This window comes from Paenisporosarcina sp., assembly GCF_057785155.1.
Genome location: NZ_JBYNRN010000016.1, coordinates 1 through 22,138, shown reverse-complemented (window position 1 = coordinate 22,138; position 22,138 = coordinate 1). Strand labels below are relative to the sequence as shown.

Annotated in this window: 16 protein-coding genes and 1 other RNA gene; 3 read left to right on the top strand and 14 right to left on the bottom strand. The window is 36.5% G+C overall.

Annotation, left to right across the window (positions count from 1 at the left end):
• Positions 1-689: 689 nt before the first annotated feature.
• The 8 genes from AC3EA5_RS06910 to AC3EA5_RS06875 form a co-directional block, all read right to left on the bottom strand.
• The gene (locus AC3EA5_RS06910) at positions 690-911 is read right to left on the bottom strand and encodes a helix-turn-helix domain-containing protein (protein ID WP_488607663.1); all 222 of its coding nucleotides are present in this window, start codon (positions 909-911) and stop codon (positions 690-692) included.
• A gap of 10 nt (positions 912-921) precedes the next feature.
• On the bottom strand, positions 922-1,398 hold the full coding sequence (locus AC3EA5_RS06905) for a DUF2975 domain-containing protein (protein WP_488607662.1): 477 nt from the start codon (positions 1,396-1,398) through the stop codon (positions 922-924).
• Positions 1,399-1,764: 366 nt separating this feature from the next.
• Positions 1,765-2,193, bottom strand: a complete 429-nt coding sequence (locus AC3EA5_RS06900) for a GatB/YqeY domain-containing protein (protein WP_488607661.1) — start codon at positions 2,191-2,193, stop codon at positions 1,765-1,767.
• A 132-nt stretch (positions 2,194-2,325) separates the two neighbouring features.
• A complete protein-coding gene (locus AC3EA5_RS06895; RefSeq protein ID WP_488607660.1) occupies positions 2,326-2,763 on the bottom strand; it encodes a hypothetical protein in 438 nt (145 codons plus the stop codon).
• A 400-nt stretch (positions 2,764-3,163) separates the two neighbouring features.
• Positions 3,164-3,694 (bottom strand): D-glycero-alpha-D-manno-heptose-1,7-bisphosphate 7-phosphatase, encoded by a 531-nt coding sequence (locus AC3EA5_RS06890; RefSeq protein WP_488607659.1) that lies wholly within the window; start codon positions 3,692-3,694, stop codon positions 3,164-3,166.
• Between the two features lie 634 nt (positions 3,695-4,328).
• Positions 4,329-5,579 carry an MFS transporter gene (locus AC3EA5_RS06885; protein WP_488607694.1) on the bottom strand — a complete coding sequence of 417 codons (1,251 nt, stop codon included), beginning with the start codon at positions 5,577-5,579 and terminating at the stop codon, positions 4,329-4,331.
• Positions 5,580-6,218: 639 nt separating this feature from the next.
• Positions 6,219-6,827 carry a hypothetical protein gene (locus tag AC3EA5_RS06880; RefSeq protein ID WP_488607658.1) on the bottom strand — a complete coding sequence of 203 codons (609 nt, stop codon included), beginning with the start codon at positions 6,825-6,827 and terminating at the stop codon, positions 6,219-6,221.
• A gap of 776 nt (positions 6,828-7,603) precedes the next feature.
• Positions 7,604-7,831, bottom strand: coding sequence for a hypothetical protein (locus tag AC3EA5_RS06875; RefSeq protein ID WP_488607657.1), 228 nt, complete (start codon positions 7,829-7,831; stop codon positions 7,604-7,606).
• Between the two features lie 181 nt (positions 7,832-8,012).
• Between AC3EA5_RS06875 and AC3EA5_RS06870 the strand changes: the two genes are divergently transcribed.
• Positions 8,013-8,693 (top strand): hypothetical protein, encoded by a 681-nt coding sequence (locus AC3EA5_RS06870; RefSeq protein ID WP_488607656.1) that lies wholly within the window; start codon positions 8,013-8,015, stop codon positions 8,691-8,693.
• 173 nt (positions 8,694-8,866) lie between these two features.
• Here AC3EA5_RS06870 and AC3EA5_RS06865 read toward each other — a convergent pair whose 3' ends face one another.
• The 3 genes from AC3EA5_RS06865 to AC3EA5_RS06855 form a co-directional block, all read right to left on the bottom strand.
• Positions 8,867-13,195, bottom strand: a complete 4,329-nt coding sequence (locus tag AC3EA5_RS06865) for a S8 family serine peptidase (RefSeq protein ID WP_488607655.1) — start codon at positions 13,193-13,195, stop codon at positions 8,867-8,869.
• A gap of 790 nt (positions 13,196-13,985) precedes the next feature.
• Positions 13,986-14,780 carry an HAD-IIA family hydrolase gene (locus tag AC3EA5_RS06860; RefSeq protein ID WP_488607654.1) on the bottom strand — a complete coding sequence of 265 codons (795 nt, stop codon included), beginning with the start codon at positions 14,778-14,780 and terminating at the stop codon, positions 13,986-13,988.
• 197 nt (positions 14,781-14,977) lie between these two features.
• Positions 14,978-16,480: a carboxypeptidase M32 gene (locus AC3EA5_RS06855; RefSeq protein WP_488607653.1), complete on the bottom strand. Its 1,503-nt coding sequence runs from the start codon at positions 16,478-16,480 to the stop codon at positions 14,978-14,980.
• 348 nt (positions 16,481-16,828) lie between these two features.
• Between AC3EA5_RS06855 and AC3EA5_RS06850 the strand changes: the two genes are divergently transcribed.
• On the top strand, positions 16,829-17,536 hold the full coding sequence (locus tag AC3EA5_RS06850) for a DNA alkylation repair protein (protein WP_488607652.1): 708 nt from the start codon (positions 16,829-16,831) through the stop codon (positions 17,534-17,536).
• A 265-nt stretch (positions 17,537-17,801) separates the two neighbouring features.
• Positions 17,802-18,140 (top strand): hypothetical protein, encoded by a 339-nt coding sequence (locus tag AC3EA5_RS06845; protein ID WP_488607651.1) that lies wholly within the window; start codon positions 17,802-17,804, stop codon positions 18,138-18,140.
• A gap of 534 nt (positions 18,141-18,674) precedes the next feature.
• On the opposite strand, the gene AC3EA5_RS06840 is transcribed toward AC3EA5_RS06845, so the two are convergent.
• The 3 genes from AC3EA5_RS06840 to rnpB form a co-directional block, all read right to left on the bottom strand.
• Entirely contained in the window at positions 18,675-20,582 is a 1,908-nt protein-coding gene (locus AC3EA5_RS06840; RefSeq protein WP_488607650.1) for an ATP-dependent DNA helicase, read from the bottom strand.
• 57 nt (positions 20,583-20,639) lie between these two features.
• A complete protein-coding gene (locus AC3EA5_RS06835) occupies positions 20,640-21,776 on the bottom strand; it encodes a THUMP domain-containing class I SAM-dependent RNA methyltransferase (protein WP_488607693.1) in 1,137 nt (378 codons plus the stop codon).
• Between the two features lie 109 nt (positions 21,777-21,885).
• Positions 21,886-22,138: RNase P RNA component class B (rnpB, locus tag AC3EA5_RS06830), an RNA gene on the bottom strand; the annotation flags it as partial.

Here is a 22,138-nt window from a genome sequence, read left to right as displayed (position 1 = left end):
CGTTCTCTAAAATCCTTCTAATCGACGTATTCAGTAACAGCTGAAAAAAAGAGTTTTCTGCTGTACTCTATTCACTGTATTTCTCCCACAGACGTTACACTAACGGAAAATAACAATAATAAACACGGCCATATCTTGCAATGCCAGACGAGTTACTTGTTAACATACAAGACTTAATCCAGCATTTAATATACAATAGCCATGAAAGACAAATTAGTTTTTTAAAAAACTCCATATTAGTTAAGATTCAAATTTAAAAATAGGAGGGATAAAAGTGATTAATAAACTCAAGAAATTAATAAGTGATCCAAAAATACAAAAGGCAGTCAAAGAAAAGGTTCTCCCATTGGTGAAAAAAGAAATGGAAAAGAGAAAAACAATAAAGTAAGACTATCGATATTGAAATTAGAATTAGGATAGTCCTTCTTGATTCAGCGTATAGCCAAACATTAACTAGTTGTATTTTTTATAAAGTTCATTTTCTTTTAACACGTATATCATTTGTAACCCCTAATGCTTTCTCATTAGGGGTTTTTGTTATTCAGAAACATTGATTACTTCGCAGAACTTGACGATGCATTTTCATCATATTTTTTCATTTAATTTCCTTACCCTAAGGGTTCAGTTTTAATTTGATCTTCTTTGATTTTAATTTTATGGCAGTTCAACAAATTTGATTTATATTCTTATTATTCCAGAGTGTCTTTGTCACTTTTGTATTCTAAAACATCTCCAGGCTGACATTCTAAAGCCTTACAGATTGCCTCTAAAGTTGATAATCGAATAGCTTTTGCCTTGCCGTTTTTCAAAATAGAGAGATTAGCCATCGTTATTCCAACTCTCTCCGAAAGCTCTGTCACACTCATTTTCCTTTTAGCCAACATCACATCAATATTGATTATTATTGCCATTGTTTTCACCTCAGACTATTAAGTCATTTTCTGATTTTATATCGATGGCTTCTTGTAAAAGTTTTTGAAGAACAGCAGCAAAGACTGCAATTACCAAGGAAGCAAAAACAGGAACCATTCCGACTATAACGAGACCTGGTGCATCGTCAAGATCTGCTGCGAGGAAAACAAATGGCAAAATCACCACATACAACCCGCTAATTGTCATTGCACAGAATTTGATAATCTGTAGTGATTTTACAGACAGCTCCGAGAAAGCTTGATTCTTGTCAATATAGCTTAAAAGCTTAAACGCCTGATACAATGCAACGAAAAACGGAATCACTGATACATACATACCTATTACGATGGGATATAGGATATGGGCATAATCTGGATTTACTGGATTATTAGCTAACCAAGGCAATCCATATATACCTAAAGCAAGAACTGGACTTCCAATTAAAAAAACAGCTAATTTTAAAAAGATTGTTGAACCACGTTTCATAAAAAGCACCTCACTTTTCTTGTTAATCTGACTTTATCATTAAATTTATCGTATTACAATAAAATATTATTGTATGTCATTGTATTATTGTTGTTATATTTTTTCATTATATGATGTAGCATCATATTTAAGACTATTTCGTCTGCAAATAAAAAGGATCTACAACAATATTCGCAGTAAATCTCAAGCGAATTACAATTTTAAAGGTGTCAAAGTAAAGAAAATCAAAAGAAAAAGGAAAGATATCGTGGAACGATATCTTTCCTTTATTAATTGGACGCACTTTCTTCACACATTAACCCGATTTTTCAAGAGTCTCTCTCTTCCCGTCCTTCATCACACTTCATTTTTTCATTTTGTTTTTGATTAAGCGATAACTTCTTTGACTGTTTTTGAAACCAACGCATTGTCTGCTTTACCAGCTACAAGTGGTTTGATGACCTTCATGGCTTCACCCATGTTCGTACCAGAACCGATACCATTTTCAACGAGCAACGCACGAATTTCGTCAGCAGTCATCATTTGAGGCAAGTAGCTTTCTATGATGGCGATTTTTTCTTTTCCATAGTCGATATTATCCTGGCGTTCAGCTTTTTCAGCTTCCTCCAACGCTTGTTTTGTTTGCTTGAGTTCCCTTTGAACGATAGCCAACACTTCAATTTCCGTCAATTCCGTTCCTTTGTTCTTTTCAGCGGTAGTGATGTTGGAGATGATCATGGTCAAAATTCCTTTTTTCAAGACCTCTTTATTTCGCATGGCAGACTTAAATTCAGATTTCAGTTTTTCTTTTAACATCTGGATCACGTCCTATTCTTTATTTTTTAATTTTAAGTGTCAGCCATTATAGTTTGTTTCGCCATTTCTCGGGATATGTTCATCTCTCCTAAAAACCGAACCCCTAAAGCTGAAGGAAAAAGAGCTGGTAGTCTACTCGTACTGATTGAAATTTGTATCCTTTGGCATAACCGATGTAATAAACGATATTTCTTCTTCACTAAGACTAGGGGCAAAAAATTCTGTTCCCCAATGTTCGGAATGAAACATCGTAGTATCACCTTTACTTAAGAAAATAGAGAACCATTTGATATTCTCCATTTCAGCTATGTGATTATAAAGAAGATGATGTGAAATATCTTCCGTCAAGTTTCCGCGGAAAATGGTTATTTCCATATCTTCTGGCAACTCAGGATCGTCTTGAAATAAAGCTATTGTTTCCTGAATTACTTCTTTTTCTTCATTCCAACAATGTATCTCGATGGTATCCGATTTCTGAATGAAATACTTCATTAATGGAACCCAGTAGTCATAATTTTCAAGCAGTGTATCAGGGAATGCTGGAATGGTGAAATGCAATTGGTACTTCATGTTTAATCACTTCCCCCTCTATAAATCAATAATAAACTATTTTTACTGAACGTTTCACTTTAAAAGATAGCTTACCATTGACTGTTCCGTCCGCCAATTATCTATTAGAAAGTATAGTAACTTGGTTCATAAAATATGAATGCCTTATTTGCCCAACAATTCACTTCACATTGGTTGAACAAGAGATCTTAATGATCCGACTGTAAATCCTCGATTCACTTACTCAACTGAATTGGATCACGGTAAACATCCTAGGTTTAAATAACACCCAGATTAGGAAATAATCAACTTTCTTACCTCATAAGTAAAAGCCACCCTGTAAAGGCAGCTTATGCTTCATCCGTTATTTTAAGAGGAACCAATTATATGTTTCAATAAAAAGAGAATACCAAATGCACCTCTACTTCTTCGTTGTATCTTCAATAATCCAATCCACAGCACTTATTAAGTCAGAAAAAACAGCATCTGCAAGCGGATCACTCTTACCCAAGAATACTCCCTTTGTACCTGCCTTTTTCCCTGCAATTATATCTGTATCGGTGTCTCCTACCATGTAGGATTGCAATAAATCAATATCATACTTTTTACTGAGATCTGTAATTAATTTGCTGTTTGGCTTGCGACAGGCACAGCCTGATTTTGGTTTATGAGGGCAATAAGCCACGTCATGAATAATTGCCCCTTCCTTCTTTAATTCAGAAATCATATGGTCATGTATTTTATTGAGCTCAGTTTCCTTCATGAATCCCAATCCAACACCACCTTGATTGGTTACTACAAAAATGAAATCAAAGAAAGGATTCAACTTTTTAATTGCTTCTGAAACACCTGGCAAGAAGTATAGCTCATGTGGCTTATTTACAAATTTCACCCTATCCGTTAGTACTTCATTTATTACTCCGTCACGATCCAAAAATAAAGCCTTTTTCATTAACATCACACCTCTTGAGTAAATTGTGAACCGAACTCAGTAATATTATTGTTGTTTACTTGTATGAAAGATATCTGAACTATTTAATGTAGATTTACGATTTTTATAATTATTTTCAATCATTATGCTCGTGATTTGGGTTTTCTTAAAATCAAAACGATTATTATGACTAATAGGCTGACTACAATTGACTCGTATGCATTCTCTCTAATACTAGATCCTAGCACTATTAGCTCAGGATTAAATAATAGTAAAATAATACCTATGCCAATCGCTTGCGCAAATTTGTTTATAAACGTTTTCATTAGAGTTATTTCCTCCCTTCTTCCTTTCTATTTCATATCGCAACTTTAGAAATAACCCTATTACATATTTTATTTTATATACTGTGTTTACTATTGGATATTTTAAGGACAAATCTATTAATATAACTATTAATTCAATACTAAAGAAAATGGTTATTTCCTTATATTATTTACATCTAATTTACCTTTTATACATACTTTCAAAAAAAATTTAAGCTCACGAAATTCTATCGTGTTACATTCGATTGAAATCAAAAACGAGTTAAATAAAACCTAACAAAAAAATGCCTTGAAACGGCGATTTAACCGGTTCAAGACGTTTTTATATATTAGAAAGTTAAATCAGTTGATTCTGGAACAACTTCAGGCTCACCTGCTTTTAATAATACTTTGTTTCTTCCTAATAACAGTCCAAGTAGTAACATAAGCACTCCCGTACCCAACAGTATCCACTCAACTTTTACGATATCTGCCATTGGCCCGAAAATGAGCATTCCGATCGGCATCATAGATGTTGCAATCATCCCGAACACACCAAATATTCTACCTAAGTAATCACCCTCAACTCGCTCTTGGATTAATACCGTCGACGGAGTATTGAAGACTGGCACTGACACTCCGAATATCGCCATGAAGAGTAAATAAGCCCAAAATAGTGGGATAATTCCTAATCCAATCGTACAAATTCCCATTATAATAGTGGCAAGTGTCATCGTATGCACCTTGTTTGAAAAGCCACCCCACGAAGCTATAATACCTCCCCCTACCATCATTCCAATTGAAAAGGCTATTTCAATTGCAGTTAATCGCCATACTTCATCACCAAAACTCCGAACCACTTGTAATGGGGTTAAAAATGCAGCCGGTGCCATCAACACAAAAAACAACGCGAAAAACAAAAAGAATTTTTTCAAAAAAGCATGATTATTAATATAGGTTAAACCTGCTTTGAAATCATCAAGATAGCTTGACGTTTGTACCTCGGATGCCTTTGCATGAACCGGTATTTTTAAGAACATGAGCAAAGTTACAATTGCAATCGCTGCAGTGACTACATCTATAAAGAAAATGATTTCTAATGAAGCCATTGTCAGCAATGCCGCACTCGCCATAGGAGACACGAACATAATAATTGCCTGTATACTTCCGTTTATTCCGCTTACCTTTGTCAGTTTATCCTCTGGAACAATTTGCGGCAAAATAGCCCCTACGGCTGGACCTTGAATACCAGCTCCTATTGCCCTAATAGCTGCCATAACAAACAATAACCAAACAGCCTCATATCCCATTAAGAAGACAATTGCCATTACAAGAGTTGCAACCGCAATCAGTCCATCCGATAAGACAATGAGTACCTTTCGATTGTATCGATCTGCCCACACTCCTGCAAAAGGCGATAATATAAAAGTAGGTATGAATCCAAATAATATAAACAACGTCATCATCATTCCAGATTGTGTGGTAAGTGTTATATGCCACATAATCGCATATTGAACCAGTGAGGAGCCAAAAAGTGATATCGTCTGGCTACTTAAAAAGATAATAATATTCTTTTTCCAATTTACATATTCCGTATTAATCTTCTTCACGTCCTTTTATGTATATTTCATGCATTGAAAAGTGTCCTTTTTGAATGAATCGAAAAAGATTATACTTCATTATTTTTAGACTACAGATAAAAACAAGTTCTCCTATTGAGACAGATTAATCAGTGAAGCCTTGACCATTTTTTAATTAACGGTTCATAGTTAGAACTCTAAGTTTCAAAGCAAAAGGAAAACTCCATTTATATAAGTGAATTTTACCATATCTTTTTTATATCCAATTAATTTTATTGACCAGTAAAGTAGGAAACACACAAGTTTCAATCCATTCACTCATCCATTAGAAATGAAAGCTTGAGGAAAGCGAACTGTTGATTGTCTATCGGACAAATATAATTTTTGTTAGACGCTTTCTACTAATCGCAAGAAAAAACACCTACACAACGGATCGCTGATAAGGTGTGTAACTGGAATAATATTATTTTAAAGGGTAACACATAAAAAACACCAAACTTGTTTTGGATTAATAAGTTTGAGTTTTCCTTTTTAATTTTCTAAGAGTATGATGCGTTTAGCAATATCTCCGGTTTTCTCTGGTCCATCTCCAGACTTCCAAACAGCTATCTTGTTACCTTTTTCCAATTTCCCATCAAACTTTGTTCCATTAGAAAACAGCTATTGGACATCAGGCCTTTGACTGTCTATCCAGTTTATGGCTTCTTTTTTTGTTATGTTTTCTACAATAGCAATTACTTGTTTTTCTTCATTAACCTCTACAATATGGCCGATAATTAAAGGTTCTTCAACGATGATTTCTGTTAATGGTAAAGGTGACATCAAAATCAAATCGTCTAAAATTTGGGCGTTTTCTTTATCTAGTCTTCCAGAGACACTTTCATCTAGGACAGTAATTGTTGCATTTCCTCCTGTTTCAAACCAAATGGAGTATTCAAAGATTCTCTCTGGCATATTTTTATCCCAGTTGAAAAATAAATTTGCTTTTACATCTTCTGTTCTAGGCATCGTAACTTTTTTATTTTGTTCCCATTCAATTTGCACAAATATTTTTCTAAGCAAATCCACAGAATCTTTATCCCCAATAATTGTTTCATCGCCGAAACTACCATCTGAATTTATTTTTTGAACATCCACCCTTGAAAGTTGTTTCATATCAGTCTCAACAGTTTCTTCAAACCCAATAACCTCATTTTTGTTACATCCTATTAACAACAACATTGAGATTAAAAAGATTGCAAGAAAGAAAGTTTTTTTATTCAGAACCATCCACCCCTCATTCATTAATTTTATTAAACGGTAACAATTTTACCTCATTCCAGCTTAATGTTCTGATGTTATTAGAATATATTGTAATTCAGTTTACATTCTGTTGTTAAAACCCATGAAAGATTGTTGAACTAAGCACACCAACTTGAAACGTCATTAGTTATAGATCTCAGTTGTTTCTTTAATAAAATTTTTGATGTTTGTGCCTCAAAATAGAACAGGTTAGAATTAATTTAGGCTTTTGCTGGTCTTATATTGAATACTTGCTGTGCCAAGGTCATGCTGATACGACTTCAGAGAATTATATAAAATTTACTTGGCGCAAATTTAGAAATTACTGTAAATTAGATAGAGGTAATAACAGAATCTTTTACTTATTAAAACGTAGGTGTAAAAGAGCAATACGCGTTTACCCACCTTGAGCTAAGACAACGAGCCCTCAAGCTCAAAAAACGCAGAAATGGCAGCTGGAATATTTCTTAGAGATACCTCAAATTGAACCAATAGACTGCGTTCGTGTTCACATGCATTACGGTCAAAACGTTAATCGACTCAAATTTTCAACCTATAGAAGCACAGAGGAGACCTAGTAAGGATAGTTAAGATAGTCCGTTATTAATTTACCTAAATAAATCAACATTATGGTCTCTATAACCCTCTAGCATTATTCGACGTTTACTGACTCTGTTGTTAGCAACCATTTGTCGATAGCAACTTTAGAAAAGTAATATTTATTACCAATTTTCATATATGGTAACTCGCTACTAAGCTGTCCTTCACCAGCCTGCTATTGGACCTATTTTTTGAATTTCTTCTATACTTATCCCTAAGTAATCCGCAAGTTCCAAAGATGTTAGTAATTGATTTTGAGCAATTTCTTTTGTCTGCTGTTGAGTTTGATTTTTTTCTTCTACATTGTTTAATCCCTGCGATATTGGCCACCCGCTAATAATAATGCTCACAGCTAAGCTAAATATTGATAAAGACACTACATTATTTTTCACATTTGCACCCCAATGTGTTTTTTCTTATTATACTTCTCTTATTCCATTATTTTCAATATGCTAATTATAATCATTAGCATCGGAGAACTGATTTTATCAGCTAAATGATAATTCTCATAGCTTTTGGTAAAAGAATAATTTTACTGTATTAGAGATAATATTTTTCCGGAAGGATGTTCTTATGTACAAAAAGAAGTTTTTTCAACTGTGTTTTATATCTTTGTTGTTAGTCAGTTGTGAAGAACCTAAAAATAATTCTAAACAAGGTTTAAAAGAAGATATACAAACTGAAAGTGTACAGTCGAATTTGATTAGTGTTTCAGATGCGACAAAAGCATTGAAGAATTACTTCATCCAACAGGAATTCCCAGCCAGTTTCTTAGAAGGAACCATCGTATTGAAGGATAAATTTTATGACGTCGATGATACTTTATTAGTTTACTATTTCGTGGTTGAAGGAACGAAAACCGAGAATTTTTATCTCGTTTCAGCTGTTGATACATTGGATCCAATTATGGAATCTGGCAACGCTGACGGACTTTCCTATCATGTTGAAGAAAAGGGCTTAAAAAAACCCTATTATGTGGGAATGAACAATATTGTCTTCGCGGATAATGCACAAGATCTTCAAGAGAAATTCGCATCATCCAAAACACAGACATTGAACATGATGGAGGATGAAAAAACCAAATTACAATTGAAAGCAGATCAATCCGTGGATGAAGCGGAAAGACTAGAACTGAAACAACAACTAATTTACATTGAAGAAATGATAATTGAAACTTCCGAAAGAGTTCTAGAACCATTCCCTAAAGCTAGCCAAAGAAGCAATCATTGGGATGAATTGCTGAAATATAAATAAGTTACCCTACTGCTCGACTCATCTATCAGTTGCAGTTGCATCGGGTTCCATCCGTAAACTTAATTTCCTATTAAATTTTATTTTATGATCTCACTATAGTGTTTACGCTCATAGTACAAAAAAAATACTAAAGAGATGGTAATAATCTCTTTAGTATTTTTAATCATAGTCCCCTACTTACTCTTAACATTGATATACAGTTTACCTGCTGCTGTTTGGCGTGTTTCATTTTTGAAGCTATCTACTGCTTTCACTTCAATCACTGCACCATTAGCTACTGTTCCTTTTGGAGCTGTCCAATATCCAACATAGTGACCGTCCGATTCTTCCATCATTGGCAACTCTGTAGCATTTTGAACTTGTCCTCCGAAATCTGTTAGTGGCATGTGGATGACAAAAGTTGATTTTAATCCAAGCTCACTATCAAATTCAATTTTGACAGTTTTTCCTGATTTCAGGATAACATCTTCACTTGGTAATACATTTTCAATTACTAGTGCATCGTATTTTGCAGTTATTGTCACTGTTTTCGAAACACTGTTTTTGGCTAAATCTGTTGCTACAACAGTTATTTCATTTGCACCTGTATTTAAAAGAATGCGTTTTGAATATTTACCATCTATGACTGCTGCATCTTGACCGTTTACTTTAACTGATTCAAGATTTGCATCGTCGACACTACCTTGCACTGTAACCGTTTCACGATTTGTTTTATCTCCATTAATCGGGCTATCGATTGTTAGACTCGGATTCACTGTGTCCAAGATGACTGAGACAGGAGCAGATTCACCTGTAACTCTACCATCTAGTATAGAAACTGCTGTAAAATCATTCGCCCCTTCAGTTAATTCTGTTGGGATGGCGAACTTACCATCATCTCCTACTAATACTGACCCTACTTCTTCACCGTTATTTTTCAACTGAATAGTTGTAGTTGGTGAAGCAGTTCCTTCTATAGTAATTGCTGGTTCATTGGTTGCTAGGTCCGCTGATGGTGACGTAATGACTGGTGTACTCACTTCATAACTGACACGAGCACGAATCATGTAGTTTCCTTCATCTGCAGGTGCAGATGACCATGCACCTGAAACAGATTGGTAACTTCTTTCAGCATTTATTCCATTTTCATCAGTAGCAAGACCTGCAGTGTTCGGATACGCAGATGTTTGTCTGTAGACCATGTAGAAGTCACCATTTACAACAATGTTATGTTCCGATAAGTCGACTACTGTCCATTCACCATTTCGTAATGCTGTTGCACTAATTGAACCCGTAAGGTTTTTACCAGGTGTACCGTCAGTACCACTTGCATCCCATACTTCTACAGCAAATTCTGTTCCACCTGGTACTGGCCATTCAGTATCCCAGAAGCGGAAAACGCCATCAGTAACAATGCCATTGTCTTTACCTTCAGGAAGAGACATTTTTACTGCCCAAGCATTGCCTGCTGCATTGAAAGCACGTGCATTTTCAGGGGTTCCGTCATCATAGCCAATTTCTCCACCCGGATATGTGTAGAACGGCTCTAGTGCAAGATTTAATTCAAGCGCATTTGCACCAATTGTGACCGATGCTTCTTTGCTATGATAGCCACGAGCAATTACTTTTAGCGTGTATTCGCCTTCGTAAGCGGTGATTGAATAGTTACCTGATGGATCTGTTACTACTGGGGTGATATTGGCATCTTCAACTAGAAGAACAGTAGCACCTTCAACTCCTTCGCCTGTCGATTCATCAGTAATGGTTCCGCTTACTACATTTTGTGCCACTTCTTCCAATGTGAAATCGGCTTGTGCTGTTTCATCAGCCACAATATCCACAGTTTGTTGAGTAGTGTGATAACCGTAAGCTTCTGCTGTTACTGTGAATGTACCAGGTGTATGCGTTATTGAATATGTGCCATCTGCAGGGTTTGTATAAACAGAACGCCCTGATTCGATCACACTGACTTGAGCACCTAACGGCAAAAGTGTCGGATTGATTGGTGACTCTGACAAGTCTTCTTTTTGTGGCATTAAAGGTCTGATTTTCGTTGGGTCAATCGCTTCTTTTACTTCCGATGCATCTTTGTCTTTTATTAAGCCAAGGTCAATTTCCTCTACCTTATCATTATTTGCAGCATCACCAGTTTGTGAAACATCTGCTAATGCTACATCATCAATATACCAACCATCTCTTAGCACACTTCCATCGGAGAATGCGTGGAATGCTAAGTAAACACGTTGACCATTATACTCTGACAAGTTTACTTCTCCATCTAACCATGCCCCTGACTCTCCTTGGAACATTTGTAATTGTGTCCACTCTTGTTGATCTGTGGAAATAAAGACATGACCGTAATCCCATGCTCTTCCAGATGAAGATTGTTCAAAACTATGCCAATGTTTGAACTGCAGATACGAATCACTTTCTGGTAAATCAACTGGTGGTAACACAAGTGTTGCGTTCATACGATTGTCATACGTCCCATCTAAATTCGTTGCATATACTTTTTCACCAGATGCCGCATTTCCTGGCCCAGAAGTTGGAACTCCCAACTCCCAGCTGTTCATTTCTCCGAATGACCTCCAGCCTGTTACAATATTCTCGAAATCTTCAAAGTATCCAACCGTAATACCCGGCTTCACTTCAACAATATATTCTTCACTAGTGACTTCGTTGTTTCCAAAATCATTGATTAGCCATTTGTATGTGAAAGAATCCCCTGTTATCGATACTCCAGGAACAGTTACAGCGTATTCCCCAGATTTGTAGTCCCCAGACTTTCGAGATGCTTCTACAGTTTGCCATTCACTATTTTCAACAAGGTAAGATAATTTGACGGATGCTACACTGACATTATCCGTCACTGAAATCGTCAAATCTAAATCCATTCCATCATACGTTTCTCTAGGAGAACTATGTTCAAAGACAGGTGCTTCGTCATCTTCCCCGTGTTTAGTAACTTGTCCTCCAATTTTCCCAATACCATTCATGATAGAAGATACTGCTTCATAAGCATCAACTAAACCGTATCCATACCCGTGATTCGGTGTTTCTGGATATTGCGTGTCAGTTAACGGGATTGCTGTATCAAGTAAAATCTGTTCCATTTCATCAACACTCAAGTCTGCGTTTACTTGGCGCAACATTGCCGCTACTGCTGATATAGCTGGTCCTGACATGGATGTGCCATTCCATCCACCTTCATACCCACCCCCTGGAACAGAAGAACGGATGTTTACACCCGGTGCCGAGATATCCGGTTTAATTTCAGCATAAGGTGAAGGTCCTCTTAATGAGAAATTCGCTACTGCATTGTTAATGTCAGTTGCACCAGTTGCAAAAGATTCTGGGTAGTTTGCTGGTGATGCAACTGAACCAGGACCACCGGGATTAGATGCAGTTGTGTTCCCTGCTGAAAATTCAGGGAAAATATCTGCTGCGCGCCAGTTGGTTACTACATCACGATACCATTCGTCAAGACCCGGGCCCCCGCCCCAAGAGTTGTTGACAACATCTGGTGCCATGTCTACACGTGCATTTCCTTCAGAATCTGTTGGAGCTAAAATCCATTGTGCAGCTTCTAATAGATCCACATCTGTACCACCATTTGCAGCAAATGCTTTAACAGAAATGAATTTAGCCCCAGGAGCTACTCCAACCTGGTTAGATCCGTTTGTTTCGCTACCTACCATTGTTCCTGTCACGTGCGTACCATGACCTAAGTCATCATATGGTGTAGTTTGTCCAGCAGTAGCATCAAACCAGTTGAAGTCATGATCAGTTTGACCTGTTGAAGCATTATAACCACGGTACTTTTCTTTTAATGCCGGATGATCCCATTGAACACCCGTATCAATGCTTGCAACTACAGTACCGGACCCATCAATGCCCATCGCCCATACATCAGGAGCATTGACTCGTTCAATATTCCATTCAACATTGGCAATGTCAGATTCAGGTACCACAGCATCTTCCGTTTTCGTAGTGTATAGTTGACGAGTTTCGTTTGGAAGCACTTTTTCAACTTCCTCAAATGATGCTACCTTTTCAGCAACTTCTTTCGTTGCTGTAACGGCTATTCCATTTACAATATAATACGAATTAAAATCCTCAACATGGCCTTTAGCCACTTCTTGTTCGAGATAATGTTTTACATTTTGCTGTTCCTGAAGCGAAATGGCTTTTAATTCAGAAACAATTGCAGAACGTTTAACTAATAATGATTTTTTTGAAGGTAAATTCTCTTTTTCTGAGCTTTCTTTAGACAATGCAGCAATTTTTTTCGTATCCGCTTTCTCTTTGAACTTAATTAAGAATGTTACTTTCTCATCTTCATTAAAATTCTCCAGCAGACGATCGCTAATCTTCTCTTTTGCACTTAAGTTCGGGTTATTAATCGGTTGGTGCAGTTGACTAGTTGTTTCTGAACTTGTTACTCCAGGTGCAATTAGTGACAACGTCATGAGTAAAGAAACAGCCATGCTGAATGACTTCTTAGAATAAAACTTCTTCGTCATCTTCTTTTCCCCCTCTAATTTTTACCATTTCTCACCATTCGTGAAGCGGATTGCCTTTTACCTTTACTTAAAAATGAACACATAAAAACACCCTTGCCCCCTTTCCCTAATAATTTAGGTAAACAGTCTCAATGGTGTAAATCGTGAACCTCTAGTTGTTACTAAAACTATATAAAATTGAAAGTGATTTTTCTGTCAAATGATGTCGTAAATATTTAGAGTTTTGACAATTGATATTTAGTTCCTATTCAAAACTTTTTTACAATAGGTATATTGAATCGTGTTTGTTTTTATTAAATATATTAAACTCGATTAAAACCTTGATGTAACTGACTTTTACTTAAAATTAAATATATACATACTATTTTGGTAATTTAACGCCAAAATAAAAAATAAGTAATTAGTCCTCTTATTAATGATAAATGAACATTTTGGACTTCTTAGAGAACCTTATCGTTACGTTACTTTTATACTACATAAGTTTATTTATTTTCCAATTTTTCGTTATCTAATTAACTAAAACATCAAGTTAATCACATTGTTTTAACATTATTTTGAAATTAGTTTTAAACGCTTTTTACTTACCTTTTTTGGCATTATTTAAAATAGATTGTTTAATCAGCATGTCTTTTGAACCAATTTAGCAATAATTACAGATTAGGATATTTGACTATTTAGAATTAAATACTTTGGACAAAAGAGAAAAAGAGACACGTTAAGTGATTTTGTCACTTTACGCGCCTCTTTTAATTAGCTACTTATTTGTCGTAAATATTGTATAAGAAAGTTATTAATGACTGGCTAAGCTTTCAATAAACCTTGGTAACTCTTTAACGCTTGGCAAGGTGTAATTTGATTTAATGGTTGATTCCTTTGCCATTTCTTCAGTTGTAACACCTGATAACACTAGAATCGTAATCAGGTTAGCGTTGTTACCCATTAGTATATCCGTCTCTAAACGATCTCCAATCATAAAGCATTCATTCGCGGGCATTTGTAGTACTTCTTCAAGGACGAGATCTGCCATCAGTCGAGAAGGCTTGCCACCGATTTCCGTGATTTCCTTTCCAGTAGCAGCGGTGAAAGCACCCATGATGGATCCACAGTCTGGCACCTCACCTCCATCAACAGGACACGTCCGGTCTGGATTAGTTGCAACGAATTTCGCACCATTCTTCCATGCCTGATACATATTATTCAGTTTATCGTAAGTAAATTGGCGGTCCCAGCTGACAACAACATAATCAGCGTCGAGTGGATTATTCGTCATCGAAATATTTGCCTGATTCATCTCTTCAATTAGCGGTTGCTCACCGACCACATACACTTGATCAGTTGCTGTTGCATACTTAGTCAAATAAATAGCTGTTGCATAACTTGAATTAACAATTTGATTGACTGTCACATCAAAACCAAATTTCGTAAGTTTGCGATGATAGTCTTCCTGCGAATCAATCGGTTTATTCGTTACGAATACCACTTTATGTCCATTGGAAATTAAATAATCATATGTCTCGAGGGCACCATCAATTAGTTTGTCACCAAGATAAATCGTTCCATCGAGATCGAAAATATAACCTGCCACGTGATGGCCTCCTTCTGTTATCCATTCAGTTAAGTATATAGATATCTATCTACCCTATTTCCACTGAAGTCACGCCACTGTTAATAGATGATTAAATTTAAAAAACGCATAACCGATTTCTCGGTTATGCGTTTTTTATTTTTAGTCTTGGTCATATGAAGTTTTTGTTTCTTCGATACTTAATAGATTATACTTTTTTAATCTAATTGATATATACGCCCGTACTTCTCTTCTAAATACTCCACTAAATGCGTCGCATTCAATCCTTCGCCAGTTGCTTCTGTCAAGATTTCTAATGGTTTCTTCATGCTGCCATGACGGTGAACTTTGTCCGTCAACCAATTTTTAACCGGTTCTAAATCTCCATTTGCACATAGCTCGTCAAAGTTTGGAAGATCCTTTAACATTGCAGCTTTTAGTTGAGACGCATATAAGAATCCAAGTGCGTATGACGGGAAGTATCCGAATGCTCCACCTGCCCAGTGAACGTCTTGTAAAATTCCTTCAGCATCATTTGAAGGTCGAACACCTAAATATTCTTCGTATTTATCGTTCCAAATTTGTGGAAGATCTTCTACTTTCAGATCCCCATTAAATAAGCCTTTTTCAATTTCATACCGAATCATAATATGAAGTGGATACGTTAATTCATCAGCTTCAATTCGAATAAGTGATGATTTCGATTCATTAATTGCTGCTAAGAAATCTTCTGCAGAAACAGCACCGAACTGTTCAGGTGCATAACCTTGGAGTGTTTCGTAATTATGTTTCCAAAAATTCTCATTGCGTCCTACGAAGTTTTCATAGAATAATGACTGCGATTCATGGATACCCATTGATGTACCCGTTGATAGGGGCAGACCTTCTAAATCGGCAGAAATATTTTGCTCGTATAAGGCATGACCACATTCATGAATCGTGCCAAAAACCGCTGTACGAAAATCATTTTCATCATATTTCGTTGTAATTCGAACATCCCCACGATTTAATCCAGTCGCGAATGGATGAACAGTAGCGTCTAAACGACCCGCATCAAAATCATAGCCGAGCTGTTTTAAAATATCGTAGCTAAATTGTTGTTGTTTGTCTTTCGGGAAATGTTTAAATAAGAAATCAGTTTTAGGTTGATTTGGCGAATCCGCAATTTTTTTCGCTAAAGGTACAATTTTCTTTCTCAATTCACCGAATACCTCATCCAAAATTTCAGTCGTCATTCCTGGTTCATATTCATCAAGAAGTGTGTTATATGGATTGTTATCTTTCACTCCCCAATAAGTAACAAATCGTTTGTTCGTTTCAACAATTTCTTTTAAGTATGGGTAAAACAATGAGAAATCTGACTTCTCTTTAGCTTCTTCCCAAACAGATTCTCCTTTTGAAGTCAAAATCACGTAAGCTTTATACTCGTCAGCGGGAATCTTCTTGCTCATATCGTATTCTTTTTTAACTTTTTCAACAGTTTTTCTTGTAATTGAATCCAGTGAATCTAAATTTTTGCCAAGCTCGTCTAGCATTGTCGCCAACTCGTCTGAAGTTTGCATACCAAATACCTCAGATGACAAAGTACCAATTACTTGTGAGCGTTGATCGACTCCTTTTTTCGGAGCTCCTGTACGTAAATCCCAATACATCAATCCAATTGCTTCCGTGTAAGCTTGCATCTTTTTAACATAATCTAAAAATTTCTCTGTCGTTTCCATGTCAATTCCCCCAATACTTATCAAACATCTCCTTCATTTTAGCATAAAGACAGAAAACTATGATAAATATAAAGGCTATGACTGTTGTCTTTTAAGAACAAAATTTACAGTTAGCATGGTTAGGGCGTGAATCAAGCGTTAGCGAAAAATACACGATTTATTACAGTGCACCTTAGTGGGGGAATTTATTATAAATTCTGGTCCAAATTATTTATTTAGATTGTCCATATATCGATGGATGTTGGATATTTATGTTAATATATTTATAAGATTGTGCAGTAATCCAGTAGTTTAGTTTAGTATGAAGAGACTTTAATTAGAGTTTAATAAGGAGGGTAAATCTAAACGATGAATTTCGAAATGGTTATGAAGGAATTGGAAGCGCTTAGTAATGATCGGATTAAAAAGATAAGTATGAGTAATGGTGCACACGAGCCGCTTTTTGGCGTGGCTACAGGTAAAATGAAGCCGATTGCAAAGAAAATCAAGATTGATCAGCCTTTAGCCGAGCAACTTTACGCAACGGGAAACTATGATGCTATGTATTTTGCCGGCATCATCGCGGACACAACGACAATGACAGAGTCGGACTTTGAGCGTTGGATGGATGCAGCATATTTTTATATGCTTTCGGATTTTGTGGTTTCAGTCACCTTGGCAGAAACTGAGATTGCGCAAGCTGTTGCCGACAAATGGATTGCTAGCGGTGAAGAACTTAGAATGTCAGCAGGCTGGAGCTGTTACTGTTGGCTTTTGGGTAGTCGCCCGGATGTTGAATTTACCACAAGCAAGCTTGGTAGTATGCTTGATCAGGTAGAAAAGACGATTCACGATTCTCCAGATCGAACCAAATCCGCTATGAATAATTTTATCTACACAGTCGGAATTTCATACTTGCCACTCCATGATAAGGCAATTGAAACAGCAAAGGCAGTAGGACCAGTCGAAATTAGGCGGGACAACAAAAAAAACAGTATCCTTCTTGCTTCCGAAAGTATTCAAAAACATATAAATAGAGGCCCACTTGGTTTTAAACGCAAAAATGTAAGGTGTTAAAATAGTTTTTCAGCAAGCTTCGTATTACAGAAGGACTACTGAAAAATATACATTTTTCCACAAAAACAGGTAACCCGACAACTAGTAAAGAAACCATTTTGATTTATCTTATATCAAAATGGTTTCTTTTATTTTTTCAGTGGTTTCTGTAGTTCATGGTGAAATTTATCAATCACTTCTTGTTGCAGGTATTCCAACGACTTATGCTAGAAACATTACTTGAGCTATAGATTTATTTTTGCTATAAAAGATAGGGGCGGTATGTTTGGAAAGCAATGAATATAAACAGCTATTAGCCGAAATAGAGAAAATAAAGTTTCACAATATCAGTTTGTTGACTCTTGTTGGGTTATTGAATGATGAGAAAATGCAAGACCCTACAATTCACGAAACTGTAGTCACATTTGATTTGTCAAAAAATGATTTGAGAGAATTTACAAAACTTATTCAAAGCTATGACGGCAATAATCTTGCCTTGGAACAAAAAGCTTTAAAAATTAATCCGGTTTTTAAAAGGAATAATATCATTTCCATTGTGAAGTCTTTTTTATCTTCTGAGATGTTTCAAAAGAATAGTATGGAAATACTGAAATCATATGAATAGATAAACAATGTTGAGGATTTTTACATGAGTGTAAAAACCCTTATTTGCGTCTAGCAAGAGATATGATCGTGAAGCCTGATATCTTGATGCCCACAATTATTTGATTTACTTACATATCGGCACTTTCGAAACGTGCGGCCATCGTAAATTTACGATTAACTAAATTGTCGATAGAACTTAGCCTACACTTTAATAAAAGCTAAGAAAAATGAGTTTTTTCAACTAAACTTGATCATTGTAACCAGTAATAGTTATCTGTTCTGCACATTATGGTACTTATTGTTGATTGGAGTGAAGGTCGGCGACTCCAGCGGGAAAGTGTGTCCAGGTGTGACCCCACAGAGAGCGTAGCGAACGAGGAGGCACACGGACCACCCGCGGAAAGCGTCCGACCGTAACGGAAATCGACAAAATCTCTGTTTTAAAATCTTTTTGTTTACATCGGTTTTATGAATTATGAAATTGACTCTCTAAATATAAAAAAGGAACTGCCCTTAGTCATATGTCATGACTTTTAGGACAGTCCCTTTCTGATTAACTCCAAATAACTTCGACAGGAAGCACATGTATAAATGAGTCACTTAATTGTTTTTCCTCATCCGATAGCAGTAAATGAATAGAACCATGATCTGCTGACGTACGAATCAGACGTCCAATCCCTTGTTGAAGGCGAAGTAACATGAATGGTAAATCGACTTCATTAAATGGATCATTCGAGAATTTTCGTTTTGCATCAAACAATGGATCATGTGGTGGGAATGGTAAATCAAAAATAATCACACGTGTTAATGCTTCTGCAGGTAAATCGAGACCTTCCCATAAATGGTAAGAACATAACGTAGAGATTTCGCCTGCTTGGAAATCACGAACAATGGATGACAATTCTCGTTCCCCTTCACATGCCATGTTAAGTCGTTCTTCAACAGTAAGGGAGTTTTCGAAACTCACCATGTCCTGCTTCGACTTGAACAATATTAAGGTTGGCTCATCTGATTGAGCAAGAAGCTCTCTCGCTTTTTGAGATTTTGTCGCAGTTTCGACAGAATACCCATAAATTTTCATAACTTCTGCATAATCGAATGGTGAAGAAACACTGAACGAGTGATATTTATCAATGCCGAGTGCATCCGAAATATACGTAAAGTCTTTATTAATAGACAATGTTGCAGAAGAGAAAACAACTGGTAGTTTACTTGTAAATAGTTTTTCATTTAAGATGTCTGTTACAAGACGTGGCATAATAACTAGTGTTTCAAGACCGTCTTTTTCTTCTACCCAGTCGACTGCATCTCCGTTTTGCACAAATAATTGCATCGAAAATACATATTGTTCTAAATACTCTTCAACCATACGAAGATCGTATTCATCTATCGTATAAAGTTCAGACTCAAAAACAAATTCTTCTAGAAGTTGTTCTACTAATTTGACAAGTTCTTTACCTATTTGCAATACAAGATCTGTTTTATTAATATGAAGACGTTCACCCTCTCCATAGGCGTGAACAAGTAGTTCTTTAAAGAAATCATCATGCGTATCTTGTAACTTTTCAAGCAAACGTAATGTTCTTTCACGCACTCCATCTGTAGCCACACGATCAATTAATGACACAAGCGTTTGGCTTTGCACTTCATACGTCAATGCACGCTGTGCTGCAAACTCTAATAAATGTCCTTCATCTAAAACAATCATCGAAACATCTGGCAATAAAGGCATTTGCCCTTCACGCACACGCGATTCTTTCGTCCAAATATGTTCCATTAAAAAGTCATGAGAACAAATAATTAAATCTCCTGCTTCACGGTAATTTTGGCGATGAATAGTTTGACCACAACGATTGCGAATATCACAAACAGCACATTGTTGTATCGGATGATAATTCACTTTTTGCCAATCTTCGTCGCTTACGTCTGGGAAAGCACTGCGTTCGCCATATGGGTAAACTGCCTGCAACGATTGGTGCCCATACACAAAGTCGGGAATTCCATCTTCAATTTGCTCAATGAATTCCTCATCATTTGTTTTTTGCTCATGCTCGAGTCTCTTTAAACATAAATATTGATCACGAGATTTTGCAAGTCGAACATCAATATTCCATCCAAGCGTATCTTGCAGCTTTTGAATATCGCCCTCTTTTTTTACGAGCTGATCAATCAACGTTTCATCTGCACATGATATTAAAGCGGGCTTGCCAGTATATCGTGCATATGAAATAGCTGGTAGTAAATAAGCGATGGTTTTCCCTGTTCCTACACCAGCTTCTGCAAAAAGAACGCTTTTATCTTTTAACGATTTTTCAATTTGATAGGCCATGAAAATTTGCTCATCGCGACATTCAAATCCTTTTTCAGGCAACTCATCATATAAAACATCACCCATCCAATCACCAAGTGATTCGAAAAATGATCGGTCTTTAGAAAGTGCAAATGGTAAAGTTTGTTTCATAGTGTTCTCCCTTCAAACGATAAGAAAACGGATAGGTGGACCTATCCGTTTCAAGTTCTATTCACGAGGTAATTTTCTACCCCAATATTGATAATAATTAGTTTCAATAAATCCATTAAATAGTTTACGTTTTTTCGTAGCTCTTCGTCCGTATAACGTTTCGAACTCTGGCATTGAAGACAACATATACACAGACCACGTTGGATGAGTATCCATAATGCGTCCCATATCATCAATCATCTCTTCGATGACTTCTATTTCCCCGATACGTTCCCCATAAGGTGGATTTCCAATCATTACACCGTCGGTTGAAGTTGTTGTGAAATCTTTCAATTGACGCTGTTTAAAGTGAATTAAATCAGCAAAACCAGCTTCAATCGCATTATTTTTTGCAATTTCAATCATTCGAGGATCTAAATCAGAACCTGTGATGTCTAAATGCTGGTCATAGTTTGCTGCTTCTTCAGCTTCTAAGCGCACTTCTTCCCAGATTTTTTTTGACATCCATGGCCAGTCTTCACTAATAAAACTGCGATTATACCCTGGAGCTAAGTTTTGGCCGATCATCGCTGCTTCAATAGCGATTGTTCCTGACCCACAGAATGGGTCTACAAACGGACGATTTGGGTTCCATTTTGAAACATAGACAAGTGCTGCAGCAAGTGTTTCTTTTAATGGAGCCTCACCTTGACTTAAGCGGTATCCACGTTTATGTAAACCAACACCACTTGTATCAATGCTTAATTTCACCACATCTTTAAGTATACTCACTTCAATCTTAAATGTTGCACCCGATTCATCTAAAAAACCAATTCTTTTATGTGCTAATTTTAATCGTTCGGCAATTGCCTTTTTAACAATCGCTTGGCAATCTGGCACACTGAATAATATTGATTTTACAGACTTACCTTGAACTGGAAACGCAGCATCCACGGATAAATATTTCTCCCAAGGAATCGCTTTAGTTTGTTCAAATAATTGATCGAAAGTGGTAGCTCTAAAATCTCCAGCGATAATTTTAACGCGGTCAGCAACTCGTAACCACATATTGGCACGTGCAATTGCTCGCTCATCGCCATCAAAATATACTTTACCGTTTTCTGTTTGCGTTTCATAACCTAATTTTTTTACTTCATCTGCCACAATGCCTTCTAAGCCCATTGCCGATGTTGCTACTAATCGATGAGTCGTCATCATCTCATCCTTCCTTTTTAACATTCATTCATAAATTTGCTTATTTATTAAGAAAAGCTCTCCGAAGTTAGTGGAGAGCTTGTTTAGTCAAAGTATACCCATTAGAAAACCCAATAAGCCATGTTTTGTTATCACGTACTCAAACGGCTTACGCCTCGTACAAGTGAGTAGTAATCATCTATCTACAGACTAAGTCTGTCTCTCAATTCGTTAAATTCCTGCATGAGAGTGCCCCTACCATAATTTGGGTTTCTCGCTCGTGGGGTTTACCTCGTTCCACCTGAAACGTTTCCGAGTCAGCTCCGTCACTGTGGCACTTTCAGAGAACCTAGACCATATCCGAAGACTTAGGTGTTGTTCCC

Coding starts and splice junctions, on each gene's coding strand:
- AC3EA5_RS06895 (WP_488607660.1), bottom strand. CDS start 2,763: ATGAAGTACCAATTGCATTTCACCATTCCAGCATTCCCTGATACACTG.
- AC3EA5_RS06870 (WP_488607656.1), top strand. CDS start 8,013: ATGTACAAAAAGAAGTTTTTTCAACTGTGTTTTATATCTTTGTTGTTA.
- AC3EA5_RS06900 (WP_488607661.1), bottom strand. CDS start 2,193: ATGTTAAAAGAAAAACTGAAATCTGAATTTAAGTCTGCCATGCGAAAT.
- AC3EA5_RS06835 (WP_488607693.1), bottom strand. CDS start 21,776: ATGACGACTCATCGATTAGTAGCAACATCGGCAATGGGCTTAGAAGGC.
- AC3EA5_RS06850 (WP_488607652.1), top strand. CDS start 16,829: ATGAATTTCGAAATGGTTATGAAGGAATTGGAAGCGCTTAGTAATGAT.
- AC3EA5_RS06865 (WP_488607655.1), bottom strand. CDS start 13,195: ATGACGAAGAAGTTTTATTCTAAGAAGTCATTCAGCATGGCTGTTTCT.
- AC3EA5_RS06890 (WP_488607659.1), bottom strand. CDS start 3,694: ATGAAAAAGGCTTTATTTTTGGATCGTGACGGAGTAATAAATGAAGTA.
- AC3EA5_RS06840 (WP_488607650.1), bottom strand. CDS start 20,582: ATGAAACAAACTTTACCATTTGCACTTTCTAAAGACCGATCATTTTTC.
- AC3EA5_RS06855 (WP_488607653.1), bottom strand. CDS start 16,480: ATGGAAACGACAGAGAAATTTTTAGATTATGTTAAAAAGATGCAAGCT.
- AC3EA5_RS06905 (WP_488607662.1), bottom strand. CDS start 1,398: ATGAAACGTGGTTCAACAATCTTTTTAAAATTAGCTGTTTTTTTAATT.
- AC3EA5_RS06910 (WP_488607663.1), bottom strand. CDS start 911: ATGGCAATAATAATCAATATTGATGTGATGTTGGCTAAAAGGAAAATG.
- AC3EA5_RS06880 (WP_488607658.1), bottom strand. CDS start 6,827: ATGGTTCTGAATAAAAAAACTTTCTTTCTTGCAATCTTTTTAATCTCA.